The organism is Gracilimonas sp. (assembly GCF_040218225.1).
Lineage (GTDB): Bacteria > Bacteroidota > Rhodothermia > Balneolales > Balneolaceae > Gracilimonas.
In genome coordinates this window covers 25,473-47,401 of the sequence record NZ_JAVJQO010000008.1, presented here as the reverse complement: position 1 = coordinate 47,401, position 21,929 = coordinate 25,473, and the positions used below count along the sequence as shown (strand labels likewise).

Genomic DNA, 21,929 nt, shown 5'->3' with positions numbered 1-21,929 from the left:
ACATCTTCTTCAAGATGCGGAGTTTTCACCACTTTCAATGCTTTTTGGAGGACTATTTTTATATACCAACGTCCGATATGGGAATGGAATTTCAATTCCTTCTGCGTCAAATCGTTTTTTAATGCTTTCGAGGAGATCACACCCCATTATGAATGCGTCAGGAGGGTTTTCGGCCCAGCTCCAGGCTCTTAAATTCACCGACGATTCACCCATCATGATGACACGTACCGGAACAATGTCATCACCCGCTTCAATTTGCTCTTCAGTTCGGACATCCACAAAGTTAGGATGCTTGAGCACCTCTTCTTTCATAATTTTCTTGGCAAGATCAACGTCAGAGTCATAACTGATACCCATATCAATCCACTTACAGATTTTGTTATCCTCGTAGTTGGAATTAATGACCACCTCATTGCTGATCACCGAATTGGGAATGATAATACGCTTGTTTTCAAAATTACGGATCACGGTGTGGCGAAGGTTAATATCTTCTACTACCCCCGTTAAATCCATTCGAACCTGAATACGGTCAGAAATTTTATATGGTTTAAAAAGAACGATGAATAAACCGCTGATTACATTCGAAAGAGCTGCCTGAGAAGCAAAACCTACCGCTACAGCCAGTAAACCAGCACCAGCAAGCAGAGACGCTGCTATAACCCGAAGCTGCGGAATCATATATATGGCAAAACTGATACCTGCCAGATAAATAAGTACGACAATGGAACGCTTAAAGAAAACAAGGCTGGTTACATCTTCATTATCTTCTGCTTCGCGGTTTCGCTTGATAATGGCATTCAGCACTCTGGATGTAACCCAGGCAATAATAATCGTGAACAGGATGATTACTCCGATTAATATCGGGAGGTGCCAGATTTCGTCAATGTAGGTTGAAAGCAGTTCTTTCATGTGTTTAGTCGAATGTGATATTTACTTCAGAAGTAAATCCTTCCTGAACTTTCAAATTCTTTTGTACATAGTAGTGTTCGGGCGCATTAAACGGAATAACGGTTCCCCGATCCCACTTTTTATCGCCATTCTTATCTCTGAATAGGATAAGGGTATATGAAAGCGGGGGCAAATCTGAAATGATAGCAGATTGGCCGAATTGAGTAAAAACTCGCTCTTCTCCTCCTGGGGAAAGTAATTGCACATAATGGATATCGGTTGAATCCACATTCTGAAGGTTGATTTCAATTTCCCCATACTCAGTCGAATCCCAAACTTCAGGCTCGTACAACTTTCTTCTCTGGCTTTTAGGATTCCAGACCAGAAATTGGTAGTCAACACCTTCAATCCATTCACCCTGAGGTGCCACACTTAATTCGTTTCTGTTAGTTTGAACCTCAGGCCATTCTTCAAAATCTACCTGCCCCTCGATCACAACCAGAGAATCTGTTATCTCCGGCTCGGTGATTGGAGCGGCGTAGGTTACTCTGAATATTTCATCCTGAAGCAAACCGTTCTTTCCATTAGCAGAAATTATGCGCTGTTGAGTAGTGTCTTCCTGCGAGGTTCCTGTAAACGACATTTCTTCCGTTTTAAGTGGATTCCCCGCCTCATCTGTAAACCCTGATAACCGCAGGGTATATTCTTCGTTTTCCAATAAAGGCTGTTCACTTTGCGCAAAAGCAACAAATGGTTCTTTAGGTGAAATATATAGTGGATATGCGGAAGTATAGTTCTCCCCCGATGAATCTTGTACCGTTAACCCGGCTTCTTTTTGAATAACAATGTTCTCACTGAACCGGAGACGCATCCGATTGGTGGAGAATAATCCTATGCCCTGTAAATTTGGAGCAATGGAATCTACCTGAGTAGTATAAATTACATCCAGTGTATCTTTACCCTCTTTTTCCAGGGTAATGGTTTCATCAAAAAAGGGATAAGCTGACTCATTTCCCCGATCCCAAATTTTATTCCGGTTCCGGTCATCAACGAGCATAGCTTTATATCTGCCCTCGGCGAGATAGGTGAATCTGAATACTCCTCCCGTATCCGTTTGGGCTTCATAATTGGCTTTTCTGCTTAAATCAAAAGGGTGCCTGTAGAGAAGAATTCGCTGATCTCCTGCCCCGGTACCGTCTTTGGCCATCCGGATTCGCCCCATAATTTCACCTTCGTCAATTTCATCACCTGTTGATATCGCAAGTGTAACGGGGCGTTCCATCTTATTTCCACGGGTATCAGAAAGCTCGGTACCCAGTTTTAAAATAATGGTTGTAGAATCCGGAAAAGGCTCGGCAAACTCGATGGTCATTGTCTTGCGGCGCCAGGAAATGTCGTAATCTATCCCCAGATCAGGTTCTACTGTAATTGCTCTTTGAACCGAGGAACGGCCTATGAATTCGTCGAATTGAAATACAAATGCCCGTTCATTAAAATTTGTAGTCCCGGATTCCGGAAATGTGTATTCCACCTTTGGGCCATCTTTATCGGGAGGACCGCCGGTTGGAGCCATAGGAGTAGCGCACGAAAGTGCAACTCCGGCAAATACACAGAGAACAGCTATCTGAATTTTTAATCGTGAGGTCAAATGAAAATAGTCAAACCGTTAAAATTTCATCGAGAATATACTCAATTTACACCGCATTGATATCTTTGAAACAGAATAAAATTAGGACAAAAAATAGGGAATGATTGGGAAAGAGCTAAAAAAATCCATATCTATTCAGTCTGATATATTTGTGAATCAGCTGGTTGACAAGTAAAGCAAATATTGAAAGTTTATAGCTTATGAAACGGTTACCGGGGTTAGTTGCTTTAATTTTTTTGATTGGTGGATGTGCTGCCTACAAGCTGGATTCTGCTCAAACCCAGCTGCGTACTTCCTTTGCCTCCGGCGACTATGCTTCTACCGTGCAACTCATCGAAAAGCTGGATAAAAACGAAGTCTACCAGAATAAAGAACGTGTATTACTTCATCTTGAGCACGGAATGGTGAACCACTTTGCTGATAACTATGAGCAGAGCAGTTATCATTTCACAGAAGCCGAGAACGAAATTGATGCGCTCTTTTCAAAAAGTGTAAGCCGGGCTATAAAATCGTTTGTCGTGAATGACAACACCCTGGCCTACGACGGTGAAGATTACGAGGACATATATCTAAACATCTTCAAGTGCCTGAATTACATTCATCTTAATGAACTGGAAAGCGCTCTCGTTGAGGTACGGCGTGTTACCTATAAACTTGAACGGCTCGACCAAAAGTACAATGGCCTGGTAGAATCATTATCCAAAGCGGACACCACAAGCACCAATGAAGACAAGTGGAAAACGGGCAAGACGAATGTTCAGAACAGTGCTTTGGGTCGGTATCTCTCTACCATCCTGTTTGCAAAAACCAATAAGCCGGATGATGCCCGAATCGAATTCGAGAATTTACTACAAGCGTATCGGGAGCAACCTTCTGTGTATGGCAACGGGCCAAATCAAAGTAAACTGCGCGAAATCACTGAACCTGAGCGTTACAATGTTTTGGTTCAGGCTTTTGCTGGACGGGCACCCGTTAAAGAGCAAAATGATATCCGGCTTTACCTGGATGAAACCGATACATATCTAAAGTTCTCTCTTCCAAGCCTGAAAACGTTCAACTCTCAGGTTAGCTCTGTGAAGGTTAAGTTTGCTAATGAAGAAACGGTACAACTTGCCCTGATTGAAGAAATGGACCAGGTTGCTAAAGAAGTTTATAAAGTGAAGGAACCTATAATATATGCCCGGACTTTTGTGCGAACCTTTTTAAAAGCTGCAGCAGCTGCGAAGATGAAAAAGGAAGCCAAAAAGGAAAATGAAACGCTGGGCAGTTTTGTGAATATTCTAGGCAAGATTGCACAGGAAACAACTGAAAAAGCCGATTTAAGAAGCTGGCAGACCATGCCTGGGAAAGCTTACGCAACGGTACTGAATCTGCGGCCGGGGGAACATCAAATTCAGGTACAATATTACGGCCGGTCGGGGCAACTCATTCATACCCAGAACCGCACCATTACCATGCTGGAAAATGATAATCTGAAATTAGTCGAATCTATTTACTGGAATTAATACGGAATCTCTAAGTGATCGTTATGAACAAACAATTGATAGTGCTTTGCGCCATTGCCGCCCTTCTTTTGCATGGATGTGGTTCATCCCAGAATGCATCTTCGGGAAGCAATGGCATTCCAAGCTGGGCAAACAATCCAGCTAGTGAGTTTAACGAACAAAAATACCTAATGGCAGCAGGAAGCGGAAGTACGCTTAACGAAGCAAGAGGTGATGCCTTTGCCAGCCTTTCGCAAATTTTCCAGATGGATATTGATGCAACCGAACAAGTTACTTCTGAATTTATAGACCGAAACATCAATAACCAGATCTACTCTGAGAGCACTTCTCAACTTTTAAATAATATCAAGATTGGAACAAACCAGGAGTTGATGAATACCACCATTCTGGCTTCCAAAGTGGATAATTTTGGAACTTACCACGCCCTCGCGGGCATGGACCGCGCTGAATCATCCCGCATTTACAGCCAGGAAATTTCAAATAACAACATTAAGATTAATGAATTTGAACAGAATGCAGCGGGTGAAGAAAACATCCTCCAGAAACTCGTTCTTTTGAAGAAAGCCCAGGCCATAGCTGCTGCTAACGAGATCTTAACACGCCAACTCAACATTATACGAGGCGGAGCCGGAACGGGTGGTGAAGCCACGGAAACGCTGGCTCGCTTGCAGGAAAAATTCAGAACAGCCCAGCAAAAAGCAATTGTCAGGTTGGCATCAGAAAATGCCACTTCAACCGTTAGAGCTGCGGTGGCCAGTGTTCTCCAAAATGCCGGGTTCACTCTTTCCGAAAGCAAGGGAAATGCGATTCTTGCCGTGAATGTAAATTACCTTACTCAGAAAGCCGATTTAAACCGCGACGATGCTGAGTTTGTGAAGTGGGAATTGATTATTGAGGTTAATGACCTGCAAACAAACCGTTCTTTTAAAACCTATATGACCGAAGGCCGTGATGGAGCCCCCTCCTATGCCGATGCATTGAAGAGAGCCGATTTTACTGCACGCTCAAAAATCGAAAAAGATTTTAATACCTTTCTAAATAACGAACTTTTGCAAATCAACTAACCCTCCAGAACTATGAAATATCTTACACTCTCCCTTTTTATATGCTCATTGATTATCACTGGCTGTGGGCCTTCCCAGCAGGTAAGCCGTGTAGCTGCTGACACCCAAACCGACCTTTCGGGACGCTGGAATGATACGGATGCCCGACTGGTAGCTGAAGACATGATCAGCGACGCCGTTTCAAAGCCATGGTTGTCTAACTTCAACCAAAACCATAGCGAACCTCCTGTTACTATTGTAGGTAATGTTCGGAATGAAACAATGGAGCATATTGATACAGAAGTTATTACTAAAGAAATGGAGCGCGCGTTTGTAAATAGTGGAAAGGTTCAGGTTGTGGCAAGCCAGGATGAGCGCCAGCAGATTCGGCAAGAACGCCAGGATCAGCAAAGCTTTGCCTCCTACGAATCGACCAAGGCACTGGCCCAGGAACTTGGTGCAGACTTTATGCTAATCGGTAACATCAGTTCTATAATGGATGAATCATTGAGTGGAAAAGACGCAGCTATCTTTTATTCTGTGAATCTTGAGCTTATTGATGTGGAAACCAATCGTAAAGTCTGGATTGGTAACAAGAAAATTAAGAAGCTTATCGAACGCCGTAAACTACGCGGATAATATCGAACGTTTTGATTTGCTAAGGCTTTCTGTACTACAGAAGGCCTTTTTATTTTAAGTAAGCTATGCTCTTAGATAAACCTACACTTTATACCGACTTCTATGAACTCACGATGGCTCAGGGCTATTTTTTGTCTGGCCGTCACGAACAGCCCGCCAACTTTGATTACTTCTTCCGCAAGCTCCCCTTTAAAGGCGGATATGTAGTTTTTGCTGGCTTATCGGACCTGCTGGAAATCGTCAATGATTTTCAATTTCATGAGGATGAATTAGCTTATCTGGAAAAGCAGGGATTTAAGAAAGAATTTCTAAGCTATTTAGAAGATTTCAGGTTTCAGGGTAATATCTGGTCGGTAAAAGAAGGTGAAATTGTTTTTGCAAACGAACCGGTACTACGGGTTGAAGGCAATATTCTTGAAACACAGATTTTGGAAACGGTGCTGCTAAACACCCTCAATTTTGAATCTCTTATTGCCACAAAAGCATCACGAATTAAACTTGCCGCCGGAGATAAATCCGTTCTGGATTTTGGGTTACGCAGATCTCAGGGCTTGGGTGGATTGCAAGCCTCCAAAGCAGCTGTTATAGGTGGTGTTGAAGGTTCATCAAATGTGATGGCAGGCAAGATGTATGATATCAAGGTGAGTGGCACGATGGCTCATTCCTGGATTCAATCTTTTGAAGATGAGCTTCTCGCATTCAGAACTTATGCCGAGCATTACCCCGACGCTTCCATCCTGTTGGTTGACACCTACGATACGTTAAAGAGCGGTGTTCCTAACGCCATTAAAGTGGCTAAAGAAATCGAAGAACAGGGCCATCAGCTATTAGCCATTCGTCTCGATAGTGGTGATTTGGCTTATCTAGCCCGGGAAAGCCGGAAAATGCTGGACGAGGCAGGACTGGACTACGTTCAAATTGCTGCTTCCAATCAGCTGGACGAGCATGTAATCAAAAGCTTGCTGGATCAGGGAGCACCAATTGACCTGTTTGGAGTTGGAACCAAGTTAGTTACAGCTTATGATCACCCTGCCCTTGATGGTGTATACAAACTCAGCTCGATCAACAATAACCCTACCCTTAAAATCTCAGAGAACGTAGAAAAAATCACCCTCCCCGATATCAAAAAAGTCGTGCGCTACCTTAATGAAGATGGCAGCTTTAACTGTGATGGAGTCTTGCTGGAAGATGAAGAAGATCAGGATATGATTTACCATCCGCATGTAATCCATAAATCCACCCCGGTTTCTCAGCTAAAGTCCGAACCCCTTTTGAATAAAGTAGTCGATTCAGGCAAAATCATCATCTCACTGCCAACCCCTGAAGAAAGTTCAAAATATGCTCAAAAAAGATTATTGAAACTAAACCAAGAGCATAAACGCTTTGATAATCCCCATGTGTACAAAGTGGGCGTGAGCAAGAAGTTACGCGAACTGAAAGATCAACTGGTTCAAAATAGTTAATACGATGAGAGCTTTAGTGATGGTTGATATACAAAATGATTTCTGCCCCGGCGGAGCCCTTGCAGTTCCAGGTGGGGATGAAATCATTCAGCCAACCAATAATTTGTTATCGGAATTTGACTGCATTGTTCAAACGCAGGACTGGCATCCTCAGGATCATCTATCCTTTGCATCCAATCACGAAGGCAAAGAGCCCTACGAAACCATCGAACTAGATTATGGTGAGCAGGTGCTATGGCCGGATCATTGTGTGCAGGGATCTGAAGGCGCAGCCTTTCACCCTGATTTGGAGACCAATGCTTCGCAGGTAGTCGTACGAAAAGGATTCCGAAAACACATTGACTCCTACTCTGCCTTTTTTGAAAATGATAACGAAACTGTTACCGGTTTACATGGGTTTCTGCAGGAGCGTGGTGTAGATGAATTATTTGTGGTAGGTTTAGCTACCGACTTCTGCGTAAAATGGACCGTTCTTGACGGACTCAAACTTGGCTATAAAATTAATCTGGTAGAAGATGCTGTTCGCGGAATTGACCTTAACGGTTCCGTTGATAAAGCCATGCAGGAAATGAAAGACGCCGGAGTAAATTTAACCTATTCAAAAGATATTTAGCCCGTGAGTAAAACATTTGATTTTTGTGTACTCGGAGCCGGACTAGCCGGATTATCTATCTCTAAACATTTAATTGACAGCGGAGCCTCGGTTTGCCTGATTGATACCAGTGAAATTGCCTCAGGAGCTTCCGGAACACCCCTTGGCCTCGTTAACCCGGCTACCGGTCGTTGGGGCACCAAAAGCTGGCGAGCTGAAAAATGTCATCAGGCTGTTTATGAAGACCTAAAAGAAATACAAGAACACACTCCAGTCCGGCTTTTCGATAAAACAGGTATTCTTCGCCCCGCTCAGGATGAAAAAATGGCCGAGCGAATGCATGATAACTATGAAAAAAATGACTGGCCTGAAGACTGGTGCCATTGGCTGGATAAAAAAGAAGTTCATGACATCAACCCGGAATTACATTGTGTTGAAGGTGGAATGTGGCTACCGCATGGACTAACTGTTAACGTTCCAACATATCTGAAATCGAAAGCTGACTTCCTTAACAAGCAAGGCTTAGAAATACGAATCAATGCTGACTATAGCATCCATGAAAAAGGGACTGGTTTTAGACTTAATTTCAGCGATCATGGAACCATAGAAACCAACTCGGTTGTTTTCGCAGCCGGCTCATATACTGCGGATTCTGAGTATTGGAATTTTCTTCCCCTTCATGCTATAAAAGGACAGGTTGCTGTTTTTGAATCTCCCAAAACACGAAAGTTTGACTACTCCATTTCTGCACTTGGGTATATCGCCTCCATATCTGATCACCGCTTTGTAGCCGGAAGTACATACGAGCACCATTTCGATGATATTGAACCGGACATTGAAGGGCTGGAATACCTTACAGACCGGCTGGGGGGTGTCTATCCCTCTTTATTTAAGGAAGCCAAACTTGTAGACCAGTGGGCTGGTGTGCGGGCTTCAATGCCAAATAAAAAGCCTGTCCTGGGTTCTCATCCTGAGATAGAAAATATGTTTGTTTTCACCGGGTTGGGTTCCAAGGGATTGCTGTATAGCGTTTACCTCGGAAAGTCATTAACAGACTATATTATTCGCGGTTCTGCTATTCCAAAAGAAGTATCAGTGAACCGGCTTTGATTGTTTTTGCTCTTCAATTCTGCCTTTGTCATCTACCATTGATTTGCTGTACAGATTTTGTTTATTCAGCTCTTCAATCTTCTTATGGATGTACTTCATTTTTTTCGGAGCTTTTTTATCCATAAATATTTGCTTAACCCGCAACCAGGCATTGAGCTCATCTTCTTCCCTTCCACTCCACATGGCAGAAAAAAGTCGTTCAAGTTCATCCTTATATGTGTCCCGGGAGTACTTCCGGGCAAACCATGCCATTGTGTAGCTTAATGGCAGCGCCAGGATAAAACCTAAAATCTCATAAATAGCAAAGCTCGTCATAGTGCCTATTTGATTCGGCACCTAAAACGAGCTTGCTAAAAATTTAATTCAGTTTATTATTAAAATCAGAATCGAAGCAGGATTCCACTCCAGGCTACACCAGCAGAAGACCCAAAGTTCTCAGAGTTACCCACATTGGATGCTCCAACAGTAAACTCCAGGAAGTTGAAGTCTAGTCCTATACCGGCTGAGTAAGAAGCTGAAGAATATCCTCCAACACGGGTTCCAACACGGATAGGCACAAAACCAAACAGTCGGTACTGAGCACCAAGGCTAAGTACACTTCGGTCTGAGTTCAGGCCGTTTTTGTTGAATCCGATTCCATAGTCCAAAGCCAGAAGAAGTTTACCCATCTCCAGAGAAGCTCCGAAATTATACATAGATGGAAGATTGTAGGTTATACCATCCGTCTGCTCAGAATTGAACTGACCATATACATCATTCTGGAGACTGTCGGAGAGATTATCGAAAAAGTTCGAAAACTCATCTTCATCGCCCGCTCCCTGATAACTAAAGGAACCATCAGCATAAATACTTGAAGGATCTTTGTCATAGGTCAGTTTACCCATGTCAGTAATCGACATTGAAATACGCAATGTCTTTTGTTTTCTGACAAAAAGAGGAATCGGAACGGAAGAAATATCCATTTCCAGTGTACCACCAATATCCAGGCCAAAGCCTGTTGCTTGTGGGGAACTCAGATCGTCGGTAGCATCTCCAAACTCTACATAATCTCCAAATTCAGCATTGTTATCCTGATTGTAGGCAGCTTCGTATGCCTGAAGCTGACGGGAAAGCTCACCAATGGTTTGCAGGCTGTAATTGAAATCATGGTTAATGGTAAAATTTGAACCATTTGAACCGTCATCTATCTGCAGAGTAGAGTTGAAATCAAGATCCGCAGTATAAACACCATACAAATATTTCGGAGCTGCTCCCACATACAATTTAATGTCTTTGGCAAAAAACAGATCCGGGATATTAATAAAGTCCAGCTCCCGTGCATAACCTACGGATACTTCCGCAAAAGCTACGGTATTGGAACTGAAGTTAACCGGTGTTGGTGTAGAAAACTTGTCAGAATCCAGGCCATAGGTCATGAGTTCAGCCATTCCCTTGTTAATCGCAAAGTCTTCGGTAACCCGAACTCTTGAAGCAACACTAAAGGCTTGTTTAGCCGCACGATGAGAAACTCCAAGCGGTGCCATGCTGAATGTAGCAGAAAGCTCGCGTTCGTTGGAAGAACTTTCACCAAACCAAGCGTTCAGCATATTGGTTCGGGTATCCCCGGCTATTAATTCTCCCGTTGTCAGGTACTTATTGTAAACGGCAACGTTAGCCAGGCTTCCGCCAGCCTTCACCCCAATATTTATCAGACCTATCTGAGTGTTATTGCGGTGAATATCCAGCATCAGGTTCGCAGGATTCACAAAGTTGGCATGATATCCATCCACATAGGCAGTACCCCCACTTCCCATTGCAAGGGATTGGGAAGTGTAGTGCCTTGATTGTGCAAACAATGACGTAGTCGCGAAACCAATAACTAATGTTAAGAATAAACCTTTTTTCATAATCTTATTATATACCCTTTTATTCATCTTACTTTACCTCCGATTCGATGGTTAACTCAGCACGAACCGACAAAGTGATGTAATCGGTAGTTCGTATTTTTACGTCTTCATTATTTGTTGTTTGTAATGAAGCCGAAACCTCCAAAAATCTTGTCTTATAAAGTTGGTCCAGTTGTTCCTGGTTCAGTGCAATCTCAATAGTTCCACTGCCGGGATTTGCATGATCAGAAAATCGGTCGGTACCAATCTGCGAAGGCAATAAGCTTATATCATCCAGTGATACATTTATAGGAGAAAACTCGTTCTGTAATGAATCCAGAAATGTGATCTCCAGATCAACGCCGAGAGGGAATCCGTTTTCATAATCGATAGCGATAATACCCTGACTAATGGAACTCTGATCTCCCTGTTCTGGAGAAGGAACACCACCCAAATCCTGTTCTACCGTATCCGTATAGGTTATAGGCTGATTTGTTGAGAGCCTCAATGGAATATCGACACTGATTTTAGGATCGAAGTTCAGAGGGTCAATAATAGTGGCCTCATCTTCATCTTCATTCACAACGGCTTTACCTATAAAGCGAATTTCAGAAGGAAGATTATTCAGGAAAACATCCACATTGGTATTGGTACGGTCGAACTGAATGGAAGCGTTGATATCATCCCCATTCAAATTCTCAGCCAGTGAAAACTTAATCATCTCATCGGCATCAAGAGGATCACCTGCATTCTTGAAAAGTCCGTCGATTGGATCTGTAGATTCTACGTCAAAATCTCCGCCGGTTCCTCTCAGGTAAACCTGCTCTCCATCACCATTGGTACCTACAAAAGCTCCGTAAATAGTGGTAGGCACACTGATATTGGTTGAATAGTTAATGGAAAGAATCGGGTTGGTGAAATTCAGGTTACTTAGTTGTGATGAAAGATCGTTCAATCCATCAATCTCGGTAATCTCAGCCTCATTGTCATTAAAGAGCGCTAAGTCATCATCAAAGTCAGTTTCATCTTCGGTATTCAACAATACCGTTTGCTGCTTGATAACACCCGTAGCCCTCTCGATCTCCAATCCTGAAATAGTAACTGAAGAAGCAACAGACTGATTCTCATTAATTACACGGATCTGGTCTCCCTGAGGGGCAGACTTCGTGTTTTCGGTAGCCGCACTTATAGTAAACGTAACCTCGTTATTAGTGGCATAAACTTCACATTCAGCCAATGGAATAGTTACACGATTTGAACTTCCTGCTCTCGATATCTCCGTGTTATTGGCTTCGGTATATGAAATCTGCAGAGGGTTCACGCTTGTAATCTCCGGAATGTTGTTAGCAACAGAAGCCGGACAATTTCTGATATCAGCAAAGTCGATGGTTACATCAATAGAAAATTCCAGGTCATTTTGGATAGGTGCAATGTCAATTTCACCTGCATTCATCCTGATGAAGTGACTTGCATCGGTGAATTCAAACTCCTCATTACTGAAAGTAGCTGTACTGGTCGTGGAAAAGTCTTGCTCATCCAGTGCTGCCTGTACCTGTGAGGCAATCAGGTTTTGACCATTCACAGAGTTAACGACCAGCTCCTGTGGGTTGGCAGGGAAATTAAAGTTATTCCAGGATACAACAATTTCAACCCCAAGATTACGTAGTTGATCTCCATCAGAAAAGTCGATAGCCGCTGTTTGAGTTGCTCCATCTGTTAACTGATTTCCATCAGCAGCACTAAATGTAGCAGCACTCCCGATCGGTGTATTGGTAGTAGTATCAATAACCTGAATGTTTGCCGTCTGGAAATCGAAGCCTAAACTGTTCGTCAATTCAACGACCAATGATCCATTTTTAATGGTTGCACTTCGGAAAAAGTCGGTATTGGCACCAATACCAATTCTTACCGGAGCAGAAGCATTACTTCCAGCCGGGATTGGCGTGCCTGCCGGCACAAAGTTTGGATCAGATCCCGTTACTTCCTCGATATTAGCCGAACCCAAATCTCCGGATCCTGAGGAAAAGTCTGTTATCTCAATCTCTCCTACCGCTGCGTCAAAAGAAGTCGGGTCCACATCAATGACAGGAATGGCATCATCTAGCTCCCCAAAGTTGAAATCCTGTTCTTTTGAGATCGTGATGAAGTCATCGCCATCTATTGTAAACAAAGAATCGAAGTCTGTGCCTGACGTATCAATCATCACCGACATCGTAGAGTCTCCCATGAATTGAAACGTTTTGTTATACATCACGGGGGCTTCAACTTTGTGAGAGGTCTTGAAATTCGGTGATTTCGGAATTTCACAACCCGTAAAAGCCACACCAAGTGCAATAAACGCTATAAAGTGTTTTTTAATCTGCATTACCGAGTGTTTTGATTTTTTAATTTTATTTGGACCCGAAGAAAATACCTTAAGGTAGGTTCGACAGTATTTTAACCTAAAGCTATCAAAGCCTTTTCAGTATATAAAGTTAAAAATGATTTAACTAAAAAAAACGCCTGAATATGTAGTTTTAATAAGTCGTAAATACCGCACTATTTCTTCTCAGGCATTCTTATCGACTACAATTTGATTTTGTTAATACTTAAAATGCAAACCCAAACTAATTTGTTTTGAGCCTCACAATTCTCACTACAATTCGGTATTTTTGATGCTTCGTTTGAACGCAATTAATTAATCCAATTTTTATAGATGTCTGAACAGGAATTATCCCTCTCCGAACAAGAAGAAATTCGCAGGGAAAAACTGCAGGAACTCCAGCAATTAGGAGTCAACCCTTACCCTTACTCTTTCGACGTTACCCACAACTCAAAACAGATTTTAAATAACGAAGATCACTTTCTGCGTGATGAGGATACCAACCCTGATTCAGAACAAGTGACAGTGGCCGGACGGGTTATGACCCGCCGCATTATGGGGAAAGCTTCTTTCTTTAACCTTCAGGATTCCGAAGGCACCATTCAAGTGTATATTCGCCGCGATGATGTAGCCACCGAAGAATTGGGTACCGACAACTATAATAAGGTATTCAAGAAGCTCGTGGATATAGGAGATATTGTAGGTATCAAGGGTTTTGTATTTAAGACCGGTACCGGCGAGACCACCATCCACGCCGAAGAATTTCACTTTCTAACCAAAACCATCCGTCCCATTCCTACTCCCAAGGAAGAGGAAACAGAAGATGGCGAGACGATTGTCCATGACGCTTTTACGGACAAAGAGCAGCGCTACCGAATGCGCTATGTAGATTTAATCGTTAATCCTGAAGTACGGAAAACCTTCCAGCAGCGAACCAAAATGGTTCAGATCATGCGCAACGTGATGAACGACAAAGGCTACCTGGAAGTAGAAACGCCTATTCTTCAGCCTATTTACGGTGGCGCAGCGGCCAAGCCTTTTGTGACGCACCACAACGCCCTGGATATGGACTTGTATCTCCGTATCGCTAATGAACTCTATCTGAAACGACTGATCGTTGGCGGATATGACGGCGTGTATGAATTTTCAAAAGATTTCAGGAATGAAGGTCTCTCCCGTTTCCACAATCCGGAGTTTACCCAGGTTGAGTTGTACGTTGCTTACAAAGACTACAACTGGATGATGGAGTTCACCGAGAAGATGCTGGAGAAAGTAGCCATCGAGCTACATGGCTCAACCAAAGTTCAGGTTGGAGAAAACGAAATTGATTTCAAGGCTCCGTGGCCTCGTGTACCACTTTTTGAAGCTATCGAAAAAGAAACCGGGCATGATCTTTATGGCAAAGACTTGGATGAACTCAAGGTGGTTGCCAAAGAATTACATATCGAAATGGATGAGTCTTTTGGCGCCGGCAAGATCATTGACGAGATTTTTGGTGAATATGTGGAAGGCAAATTAATTCAGCCAACATTTATCACGGATTACCCGTTGGAGATGAGTCCGCTTACCAAAAAGCACCGATCCAAAGAAGGATTGGTAGAGCGGTTTGAAGCCATCTGTAACGGAAAGGAAATTGCCAATGCCTACACCGAGCTTAATGATCCGATCGACCAGCGGGAACGACTGGAAGAACAGGCTAAACTTCGCGCAGGCGGAGATGATGAAGCCATGACCATCGACGACGACTTTATCCGAGCCCTCGAATACGGCATGCCTCCTACTGCAGGAATTGGAATTGGAATCGACCGGCTTGCCATGATTATGACCAACTCAGAATCTATCCGCGACGTCCTCTTCTTCCCTCAGATGAAACCGGAATAGTTGTTTAAGCACCAAATACCAAGTCACAAGCTCCAAATTCCAATGACCAGAATAAAAACTTATAGATCATCATTTACCGTCATTGCGAGGAGACGAACAGTTAAAACTGTAATTGGGATTTATAACGACGAAGCAATCTTCATTAATCAAGCAACAAGTCCTGAAAAGGAGATTGCCACGTCGCATTCACTCCTCGCAATGACGGTATTTTCTGGTTTTTGGAATTTGATACTTGAAACTTGGAGTTTAAACAGATGAAATTTGAGTGGTATCTGGCGCTTCGATATTTCAAAGGCTCGCGCAAAAGCTCGGGCTTTTTGTCGTTCATCAAGTACATGTCGATTACCGGCATTGCAGTCGGTTCAGCCGGACTCTTGATCGCCCTTTCCATTGTTCACGGATTTAAATCCACGATTAACGGAAAGATCATGGATTTTGCCCCGCATATCACCGTGACTACGTTTACCGACCGACCCATCGAACGGGTGGATACCGTTTTTGCACACCTCGACCGATACCCGGAAATCAAGAGCAAGCAAATTGTAATTCAGGGTCAGGTGATGATCCAAACCCGGGATGCCGTAACCGGAACCACCCTTAAAGGTGTCGACTTGGATAAACCTTCATTCGGAGTCGGAAAATACATCACGAAAGGAACCTACAGTTTAGGCCGTGATTCCACCGGTATGCCCGGCATTGTGATGGGTGCACAGCTGGCCCAGGAGCTGCAGGCTGAACTCGGCTCGGTGATCACTGTTTACACCATTGAAGGCATTCCCTCTTTAATCAACTCCCCGGAAATCAAGCAATTCAGGCTGACGGGCATTTACGAAACAGGTATCGATCGGTTTGATGATGTGTTTGCCATGGTGAGCCGAAGCCACGCCCAACAGTTGTTCAAATATCCACCAAATACCGCTGATGGGATTGAACTGAGGCTGCAGGATGATGTAGATATTTTCCCTTTCAAGGAAAAGCTTAGTGAAAGTCTCACTTTCCCCTATTACAACGAAACCATTTACACCGTGTTCGGGAATATCTTTGCGTGGGTGGAGCTCCAGGAAAACATGATCCCTCTGGTAATCAGCGGGATGATTATTGTAGCTGCCTTTAACCTGATTGGAGCCATCCTGATGATGGTGCTGGAGCGCACCCGCGATATTGGCGTGCTGAAAACCATTGGCAGTAAGTCAAAGATCATCCGCCGTGTGTTTTTAATGGAGGGCCTGATGGTCGCCGGGGTCGGACTCATCATAGGGATTGGTATATCATTACTTTTCTGGTTCCTGCAGGCTAACTACCAGATCATACCTCTCTCGCAGGAAAACTACTACATGAGTTATGCTCCGGTTGAACCACACCTTATGGATTTTCTGATTGCCACCGTGGTTACGCTCGTCCTCTCTGCCATCGCTTCGTACTTCCCGGCCCGCGTGGCGGCCAACACCGATCCGGTTAAGGTAATTTCGTTTGGGCGGTAGTCATTGTCATTGCGAGGAGCCGATCAGCTAGTCACAGGTTTAGATTTATATCGACGAAGCAATCTCCTTGACTATTGCAACCAAATCATCACACAATGTCATCCCTGCGAAAGCAGGGATCTGATTGGCTAGATAAGCTCTACAACATGTGCCTTTAGATAACCCTTTCGACCTCTTTTGTTTTCTCTTTATCAACGAGAAAGACGCTTGTTAGCTGTATGTTTAAACTTGGCTCAGGCATTGACTTTTGAATTTGAAAAAGCAGTAATAATTTTTTTTGAAACCGAAAAAATAAATAAGGCAATTAATAGGTTAAAGAGAAAAATTGTTACTACTTCTGGAAAAATATTTTTGAACAAACTTCTATGAATTTCTGCTGGAATAAGATTGAAAATGTTTGGCGGGCGCATAGCTCTAAACAAGAAAGCTAGACCAAACAAATATGGAAGGAATTTCTTCATTAGTTCTATCATACAGCTAACGGCGCGGGGATTATGATTTATTTGAAGTAGCGAAATTGATTCCTGGCAATCAAGTTTCCATCGCACCCCGTCCGCGGTCTCTGCTGAAGTTGATTCAGTATCCGATTTAAACGCTTGTTAGGCACCGAAAGAATTACATGTTATAGTTAGAAAAGTCTTGCCGGAAATGACGAACTGTTAAAACTTCGATTATATTGGGATTAACCTCATAGATTACCCCATAATTCTCATGGACAATTATTTCTCGAATTTTGTCATTATTTGTTGGTGGAAACACTCTTCCTGACTCTGGATTTTGACTTAGATTTTCAACTTTCTCTTCGATTAAATCAATAAGAGCTAAAGCAGCAGTTGGGTTATCTTCAGAAATATACTCGAGAATTTCTTTGGTTTTGTTTCTTGCCGTTGGCGACCAAATAATTTTCATGATGAATATTGTGATCTCAGTTCGCTTATGAATTCATCATGACTTATACCTTCTCCATTATCTAATTCCTTTCGGGCAGCAGATAATTCTTCCAATAACTCAATCTTATCTAACATTTTTTGATAATCTTCTACATCAATTAGTACGGCAGAACTTTTGCCATGCTGAGTAAGAATAAGCGGTCGGCGTTTTGATTTGACACGCTCAATATAAGATGCAGCATTAGCTCGAAAATCAGAGAGTGAACGAATATCTTGGTCAAGTTGAATGTGAGACATGGGTAAAATCTTTAATTATTGTTCTGTTTAATGTACTAAATTCAGAACAATATATTGTACTAAATGTCTCGCAGAAGAGGCACACTAACGACCCAGCGTTTAAACGGCGCAGGGATTATTAGTTAATTAAACTCTAAAAAGTTATAACAAGTAACTTTGGAAACCGAAGCTACGTCCGCGTCCCAGTTAATGCGCTTTTTATACCACTATTATTTTTTGATTTACCCCCATTAAGTAGGACAACGCCACATAATAATGAAGTACCAATTAATGACCACGTGAAAAGAACCGCAAACCAAATTGAACTTCCATTACCCACTAAGAGACTTTTTATAAAAGTATATGTTGTATCACTTGTTATGAAAACTGCCAGGAGAATAAGACTAATTCCTAGTATGGTTTTAAAGTTGAATTTCATAAATCAGTTATTCTAAGTCTTAGTGGTATAACATATTATTGATGAACATTTCGTCTCCCATAAATGTATATCATTCATTTCTCAATTTCATTAAAATTTAGGGGTTAGGGGTATTTTTATCCCAAAATGTTCAATAAACTCGTTCAAATAAGTCGGCTGAATAAAAGTTTATTGAACTTTTATTGTAATCAATTCGCTTTCATTTCTTTTCTCCGAAACTCCTACTTTTAATCCTTCAGCTGAAGAGAAGTCATCCCTGCGAAAGCAGGGATCTGGTTGGTGCCATTAACTCAATATCTGTTACCTAAAACACTACAAGATTTCGGGCATTCGCCGCAAAATGACAGTTTTAAGAATTAGTTTTTAATTTGAATACGAATCTTCATTAGACATTACGCAGCTCAATTACTGAAAACTCTATAACATAAACTGAGAAATATCCCATGGACCCCGTCACTCACGGACTTATTGGTGCCACCGCCTCGCAGTCGTTTGCGGATAAACGAACCTTTCGGGCAGCGGCTTTTACCGGGTTGGCTTCGGCCATGCTCGCCGATCTGGATGTGTTTCTTGGGAGTGCCTCCGATCCGCTGCTCAATCTGGAGCTGCACCGGCAGTTTACCCATTCCATCGTGTTTATTCCGGTTGGAGCGTTGGTGGCTACTTTCCTGCTCTGGTGGTACGTGAAGAAATACCTCACGGTAAAAGAAACGTACTTCTTCAGCTTAGCCGGCTATGCCACTGCCGGCATTACCGATGTTTTCACCAGCTACGGCGTACATATATTCTGGCCTTTCACCGACGCCCGCTATTCCCTGGATATCATCTCCGTCTTCGATCCCCTTTTTACCCTTGGGGTTATCATTTTCACCGGAATGGCCTTCTACAAACGTAAGCAGCTCTTCGCCTGGCTCGCCCTCGGATGGATGGCACTCTACCTCCTCTTTGGATTTAGTCAGCAGCAAAAAGCCGTGGAGATCGCCCGGCAAATAGCCGAAGATAAGAATCGCGAAATCAGCCAGCTGATTGGAAAACCTACCATTGCCAACAACTGGCTCTGGAGTATCCGCTACGTTGCCGGGGATAGTTTATATTCTGCTGGCGTTAAACTTATTCCTTTTTCTGACCCTGTAATATATGACGGCGAATCCGCTTCCCTACTCCAATGGAAACAGGAATTCAATCACCTGAAAGGAACCACTTTGTACAAAGACATCGCCCGTTTTTCCAAGCTATCGGATGCGGTTTTGATTTGGCATCCTGATTACAATAACGTCATTGGCGATGGGCGCTATTCGATGCTTCCTACTACCCTCTCACCGCTTTGGGGGATTGAGATTGATACAACCAATACCAATCAACATGTGGAGTTTGGGACGTATCGAGATGCAAATAAGGAAGTACGGGAAACGTTTATGGAGATGTTGCTTAACTAACCATCCTTGCCTGCCGGTATCACCATTAATTCATGAGTCCTCCTCTTTCCTTTTTTCCTCATCAAGGAGAAAGACTCGTTGGAATATTTTCTGGCTCAAATCAATTATTATACTCTTTTTATGAAGCACGGAAAAGTCTCCTCCTTACGAAGGAGGAGATTTAGAGGAGGCCGGATGTGCTACCACTCGACAAGCCATTTCCACCTAACAACCCACCCCGGCCCTCCCTATTGCGCTCCGCTTACATGGAGGGAGCGCTTAATCAAAGAGCGTTTTCTTAACTCATATCTTTTCCATCACACCAACTCTCACTACAGAGTCCTCTTTCCCTGCGGCCCAAGCTAAGGATTAGAATGTAGTACAGACACGCCGGAGGGAGAGAGACAGAGTGAGGGTCCGGTATTAAAGGGGCAGTCATTTATTCACACTAACCTCCAAAATCTTCTCCAGCACCCTATCCAAATCCGCCAACTCCTCATTTTTTATCCGAAGAACTTTTAACCCCAATCCATTCAGTACTAAATCCCGTTGATAATCAAACTCCTTTTGGAAATCGTGGACTTTGCCATCCAGTTCTACAACCAGTTTTAGTTCCGCACAATAGAAATCGGCGATGTAGAAATACCGGTGGTTATTATGTTGCTCGTGCACAAAGGGTTTCTGCCGAAGAAATTTATATCCACCCAGTTGACGGTTTCTTACATACTTCCATAATGTTTTCTCGGAAGGCGTTGCATTCTTCCGCAGCTCTCTTGCTATTTCGATTATGGTTTTTTTGGTGAGATTCATAATTGAATTAGAATCTTTTGCTCGAAAACCGCAAGTTTGTTTTGCAAACATTTTAGCCCTTCACCAAACGACCCACCCCAACCCTCCCTATTGTGCTCCGCTTATCTGGAGGGAGCACCTAATCAAAGAGTGTTTTCTTAACTCATATCTTTTCCATCACACCAACTCTCACTACAGAGTCCTCTTTCCCCGCGGCCCAAGCTAAGGAATAGAATGCAGCACAGGCGCGCCGGAGGGAGAGAGACAGAGTGAGGGTCCTCTATGAAAGGGCAATAATTACCCCAAACAAAAAAGGCAGACAAACTGTCCGCCCTTTTGGTATTCTTTTTAAAACTGAAAACTCAGACTCAGTTCAGAACAGTATCCACTTCATCCCATTCCAGATCAAATGCTTCAGCCACATCTTTGTACACAATCGTGCCGTTGGCAATATTCAGCCCTTTCAGGAGCTCAGCATCATCTTTAAGCGCTTTCTTCCAGCCTTTGTTGGCCAGAGATACCGCATATGGAAGCGTTACATTGGTGAGCCCCATTGTTGAGGTGTAAGGAACCGCACCAGGCATATTAGCCACACAATAATGCACAACATCTTCCACCATATACACCGGATCTTTATGCGTGGTTGGCTTGGAGGTTTCAAAACATCCGCCCTGATCAATAGCAACATCCACCAATACCGTTCCGGGCTTCATTTCTTTGAGCATATCACGGGTAATCAAATGTGGGGCCTTTGCACCGGGCTTTAGTACAGCCCCGATAATCAGATCCACGTCCGGAAGCATCTTGCGAATGTTGGCTTCAGATGAAAACATGGTGTTCACATTTTTGTCCATCACATCATCAAGGTACCGCAGGCGTGGCATATTGATATCCATGATGGTTGTATCTGCGCCCATACCGGCTGCGATCTTGGCTGCGTTCACACCTACAACTCCCCCGCCTAATACCAATACTTTTGCCGGAGGTACACCGGGAATTCCACCCATCAGTTTACCTAAACCACCTTTGGGTTTTTCAAGGTATACCGCTCCTTCCTGGGCAGCCATACGTCCTGCTACTTCACTCATCGGAATGAGCAAAGGTAACGAGCGATCTGCTTTTTCTACCGTTTCATAAGCAATGGCAATACACTTTGAATCCACAACAGCTTTGGTCAGAGCTTCTTCAGCCGCAAAGTGGAAGTAGGTGAAAATCACCTGCCCTTCACGCATACGCGGGTATTCCACAGCGATTGGTTCTTTTACTTTCATGATCATTTCGGCCTTCTTCCAGACTTCCTCCACATCGTCAATGATGGTAGCACCAGCGTCAATATACTGTTGGTTGCTGAAGCCGCTACCTACCCCGGCATTTTTTTCAATTAATACCTCGTGTCCGTTGCGCTTCATTTGAACCACTCCGCCCGGCTGAATAGCTACCCGGTTTTCGTGGGTTTTAATCTCTTTTGGAACTCCAATAATCATGATTTAAAACGTTTAGTTATGCTGTCATTTAAGGGATGCAAAGGTAGGTATTTTTAACCAAAACTGACGAATGAATATTTAATAATTAGCTGTAAAACTATTTTTGTTATTTGATGTTAAATGTCTAAAAAATTGAATCATTTATACTAATTTCACCCA

The 21,929-nt window shown here is 43.1% G+C and carries 19 protein-coding genes; 9 read left to right on the top strand and 10 right to left on the bottom strand.

The window, feature by feature from the left end:
• Positions 1-9: 9 nt before the first annotated feature.
• Entirely contained in the window at positions 10-909 is a 900-nt protein-coding gene (locus RIB15_RS11550) for a mechanosensitive ion channel family protein (protein ID WP_350202314.1), read from the bottom strand.
• 4 nt (positions 910-913) lie between these two features.
• Positions 914-2,536, bottom strand: coding sequence for an Ig-like domain-containing domain (locus RIB15_RS11545; protein ID WP_350202313.1), 1,623 nt, complete (start codon positions 2,534-2,536; stop codon positions 914-916).
• A gap of 200 nt (positions 2,537-2,736) precedes the next feature.
• Between RIB15_RS11545 and RIB15_RS11540 the strand changes: the two genes are divergently transcribed.
• The 6 genes from RIB15_RS11540 to RIB15_RS11515 all read left to right on the top strand — a co-directional run bounded on the left by RIB15_RS11540 (position 2,737) and on the right by RIB15_RS11515 (position 8,888).
• Positions 2,737-4,041: a COG3014 family protein gene (locus tag RIB15_RS11540; RefSeq protein WP_350202312.1), complete on the top strand. Its 1,305-nt coding sequence runs from the start codon at positions 2,737-2,739 to the stop codon at positions 4,039-4,041.
• 23 nt (positions 4,042-4,064) lie between these two features.
• The gene (locus RIB15_RS11535; protein ID WP_350202311.1) at positions 4,065-5,105 is read left to right on the top strand and encodes an LPP20 family lipoprotein; all 1,041 of its coding nucleotides are present in this window, start codon (positions 4,065-4,067) and stop codon (positions 5,103-5,105) included.
• Positions 5,106-5,117: 12 nt separating this feature from the next.
• Complete coding sequence (lpoB, locus tag RIB15_RS11530; protein ID WP_350202310.1) at positions 5,118-5,723, top strand: penicillin-binding protein activator LpoB; 606 nt, start codon at positions 5,118-5,120, stop codon at positions 5,721-5,723.
• A gap of 65 nt (positions 5,724-5,788) precedes the next feature.
• A complete protein-coding gene (locus RIB15_RS11525; RefSeq protein WP_350202309.1) occupies positions 5,789-7,186 on the top strand; it encodes a nicotinate phosphoribosyltransferase in 1,398 nt (465 codons plus the stop codon).
• Positions 7,187-7,190: 4 nt separating this feature from the next.
• Entirely contained in the window at positions 7,191-7,799 is a 609-nt protein-coding gene (gene pncA / locus RIB15_RS11520) for a bifunctional nicotinamidase/pyrazinamidase (RefSeq protein WP_350202308.1), read from the top strand.
• A 3-nt stretch (positions 7,800-7,802) separates the two neighbouring features.
• Positions 7,803-8,888, top strand: coding sequence for an NAD(P)/FAD-dependent oxidoreductase (locus RIB15_RS11515; RefSeq protein ID WP_350202307.1), 1,086 nt, complete (start codon positions 7,803-7,805; stop codon positions 8,886-8,888).
• Here RIB15_RS11515 and RIB15_RS11510 read toward each other — a convergent pair.
• From RIB15_RS11510 to RIB15_RS11500, 3 genes are all read right to left on the bottom strand, one after another.
• Positions 8,871-9,203 carry a hypothetical protein gene (locus tag RIB15_RS11510; protein WP_350202306.1) on the bottom strand — a complete coding sequence of 111 codons (333 nt, stop codon included), beginning with the start codon at positions 9,201-9,203 and terminating at the stop codon, positions 8,871-8,873. The genes RIB15_RS11515 and RIB15_RS11510 overlap by 18 nt on opposite strands.
• A 65-nt stretch (positions 9,204-9,268) precedes the next feature.
• Entirely contained in the window at positions 9,269-10,774 is a 1,506-nt protein-coding gene (locus RIB15_RS11505; protein WP_350202305.1) for a DUF5723 family protein, read from the bottom strand.
• Between the two features lie 28 nt (positions 10,775-10,802).
• Positions 10,803-13,118, bottom strand: coding sequence for a hypothetical protein (locus tag RIB15_RS11500; RefSeq protein ID WP_350202304.1), 2,316 nt, complete (start codon positions 13,116-13,118; stop codon positions 10,803-10,805).
• Between the two features lie 330 nt (positions 13,119-13,448).
• On the opposite strand from RIB15_RS11500, the gene lysS reads away from it, so the two are divergent.
• Positions 13,449-14,996, top strand: a complete 1,548-nt coding sequence (lysS, locus tag RIB15_RS11495; protein WP_350202303.1) for a lysine--tRNA ligase — start codon at positions 13,449-13,451, stop codon at positions 14,994-14,996.
• Between the two features lie 254 nt (positions 14,997-15,250).
• Entirely contained in the window at positions 15,251-16,477 is a 1,227-nt protein-coding gene (locus tag RIB15_RS11490; protein ID WP_350202302.1) for an FtsX-like permease family protein, read from the top strand.
• Positions 16,478-16,710: 233 nt separating this feature from the next.
• Here the strand turns inward: RIB15_RS11490 and RIB15_RS11485 are convergent, their stop codons facing one another.
• The 3 genes from RIB15_RS11485 to RIB15_RS11475 form a co-directional block, all read right to left on the bottom strand.
• A complete protein-coding gene (locus tag RIB15_RS11485; RefSeq protein WP_350202301.1) occupies positions 16,711-16,950 on the bottom strand; it encodes a hypothetical protein in 240 nt (79 codons plus the stop codon).
• A gap of 142 nt (positions 16,951-17,092) precedes the next feature.
• Complete coding sequence (locus tag RIB15_RS11480; protein ID WP_350202300.1) at positions 17,093-17,386, bottom strand: type II toxin-antitoxin system RelE/ParE family toxin; 294 nt, start codon at positions 17,384-17,386, stop codon at positions 17,093-17,095.
• Positions 17,383-17,664: a type II toxin-antitoxin system Phd/YefM family antitoxin gene (locus RIB15_RS11475; protein ID WP_350202299.1), complete on the bottom strand. Its 282-nt coding sequence runs from the start codon at positions 17,662-17,664 to the stop codon at positions 17,383-17,385. Before RIB15_RS11475 ends, RIB15_RS11480 begins: the two co-directional genes overlap by 4 nt.
• 861 nt (positions 17,665-18,525) lie before the next feature.
• Here RIB15_RS11475 and RIB15_RS11470 point away from each other — a divergent pair.
• Positions 18,526-19,518 (top strand): metal-dependent hydrolase, encoded by a 993-nt coding sequence (locus RIB15_RS11470; protein ID WP_350202298.1) that lies wholly within the window; start codon positions 18,526-18,528, stop codon positions 19,516-19,518.
• 414 nt (positions 19,519-19,932) lie between these two features.
• On the opposite strand, the gene RIB15_RS11465 is transcribed toward RIB15_RS11470, so the two are convergent.
• Together RIB15_RS11465 and ald are read right to left on the bottom strand one after the other, a co-directional pair.
• A complete protein-coding gene (locus tag RIB15_RS11465; protein WP_350202297.1) occupies positions 19,933-20,307 on the bottom strand; it encodes an endonuclease domain-containing protein in 375 nt (124 codons plus the stop codon).
• Positions 20,308-20,654: 347 nt separating this feature from the next.
• Positions 20,655-21,770: an alanine dehydrogenase gene (gene ald, locus RIB15_RS11460; protein ID WP_350202296.1), complete on the bottom strand. Its 1,116-nt coding sequence runs from the start codon at positions 21,768-21,770 to the stop codon at positions 20,655-20,657.
• Positions 21,771-21,929: the final 159 nt, after the last annotated feature.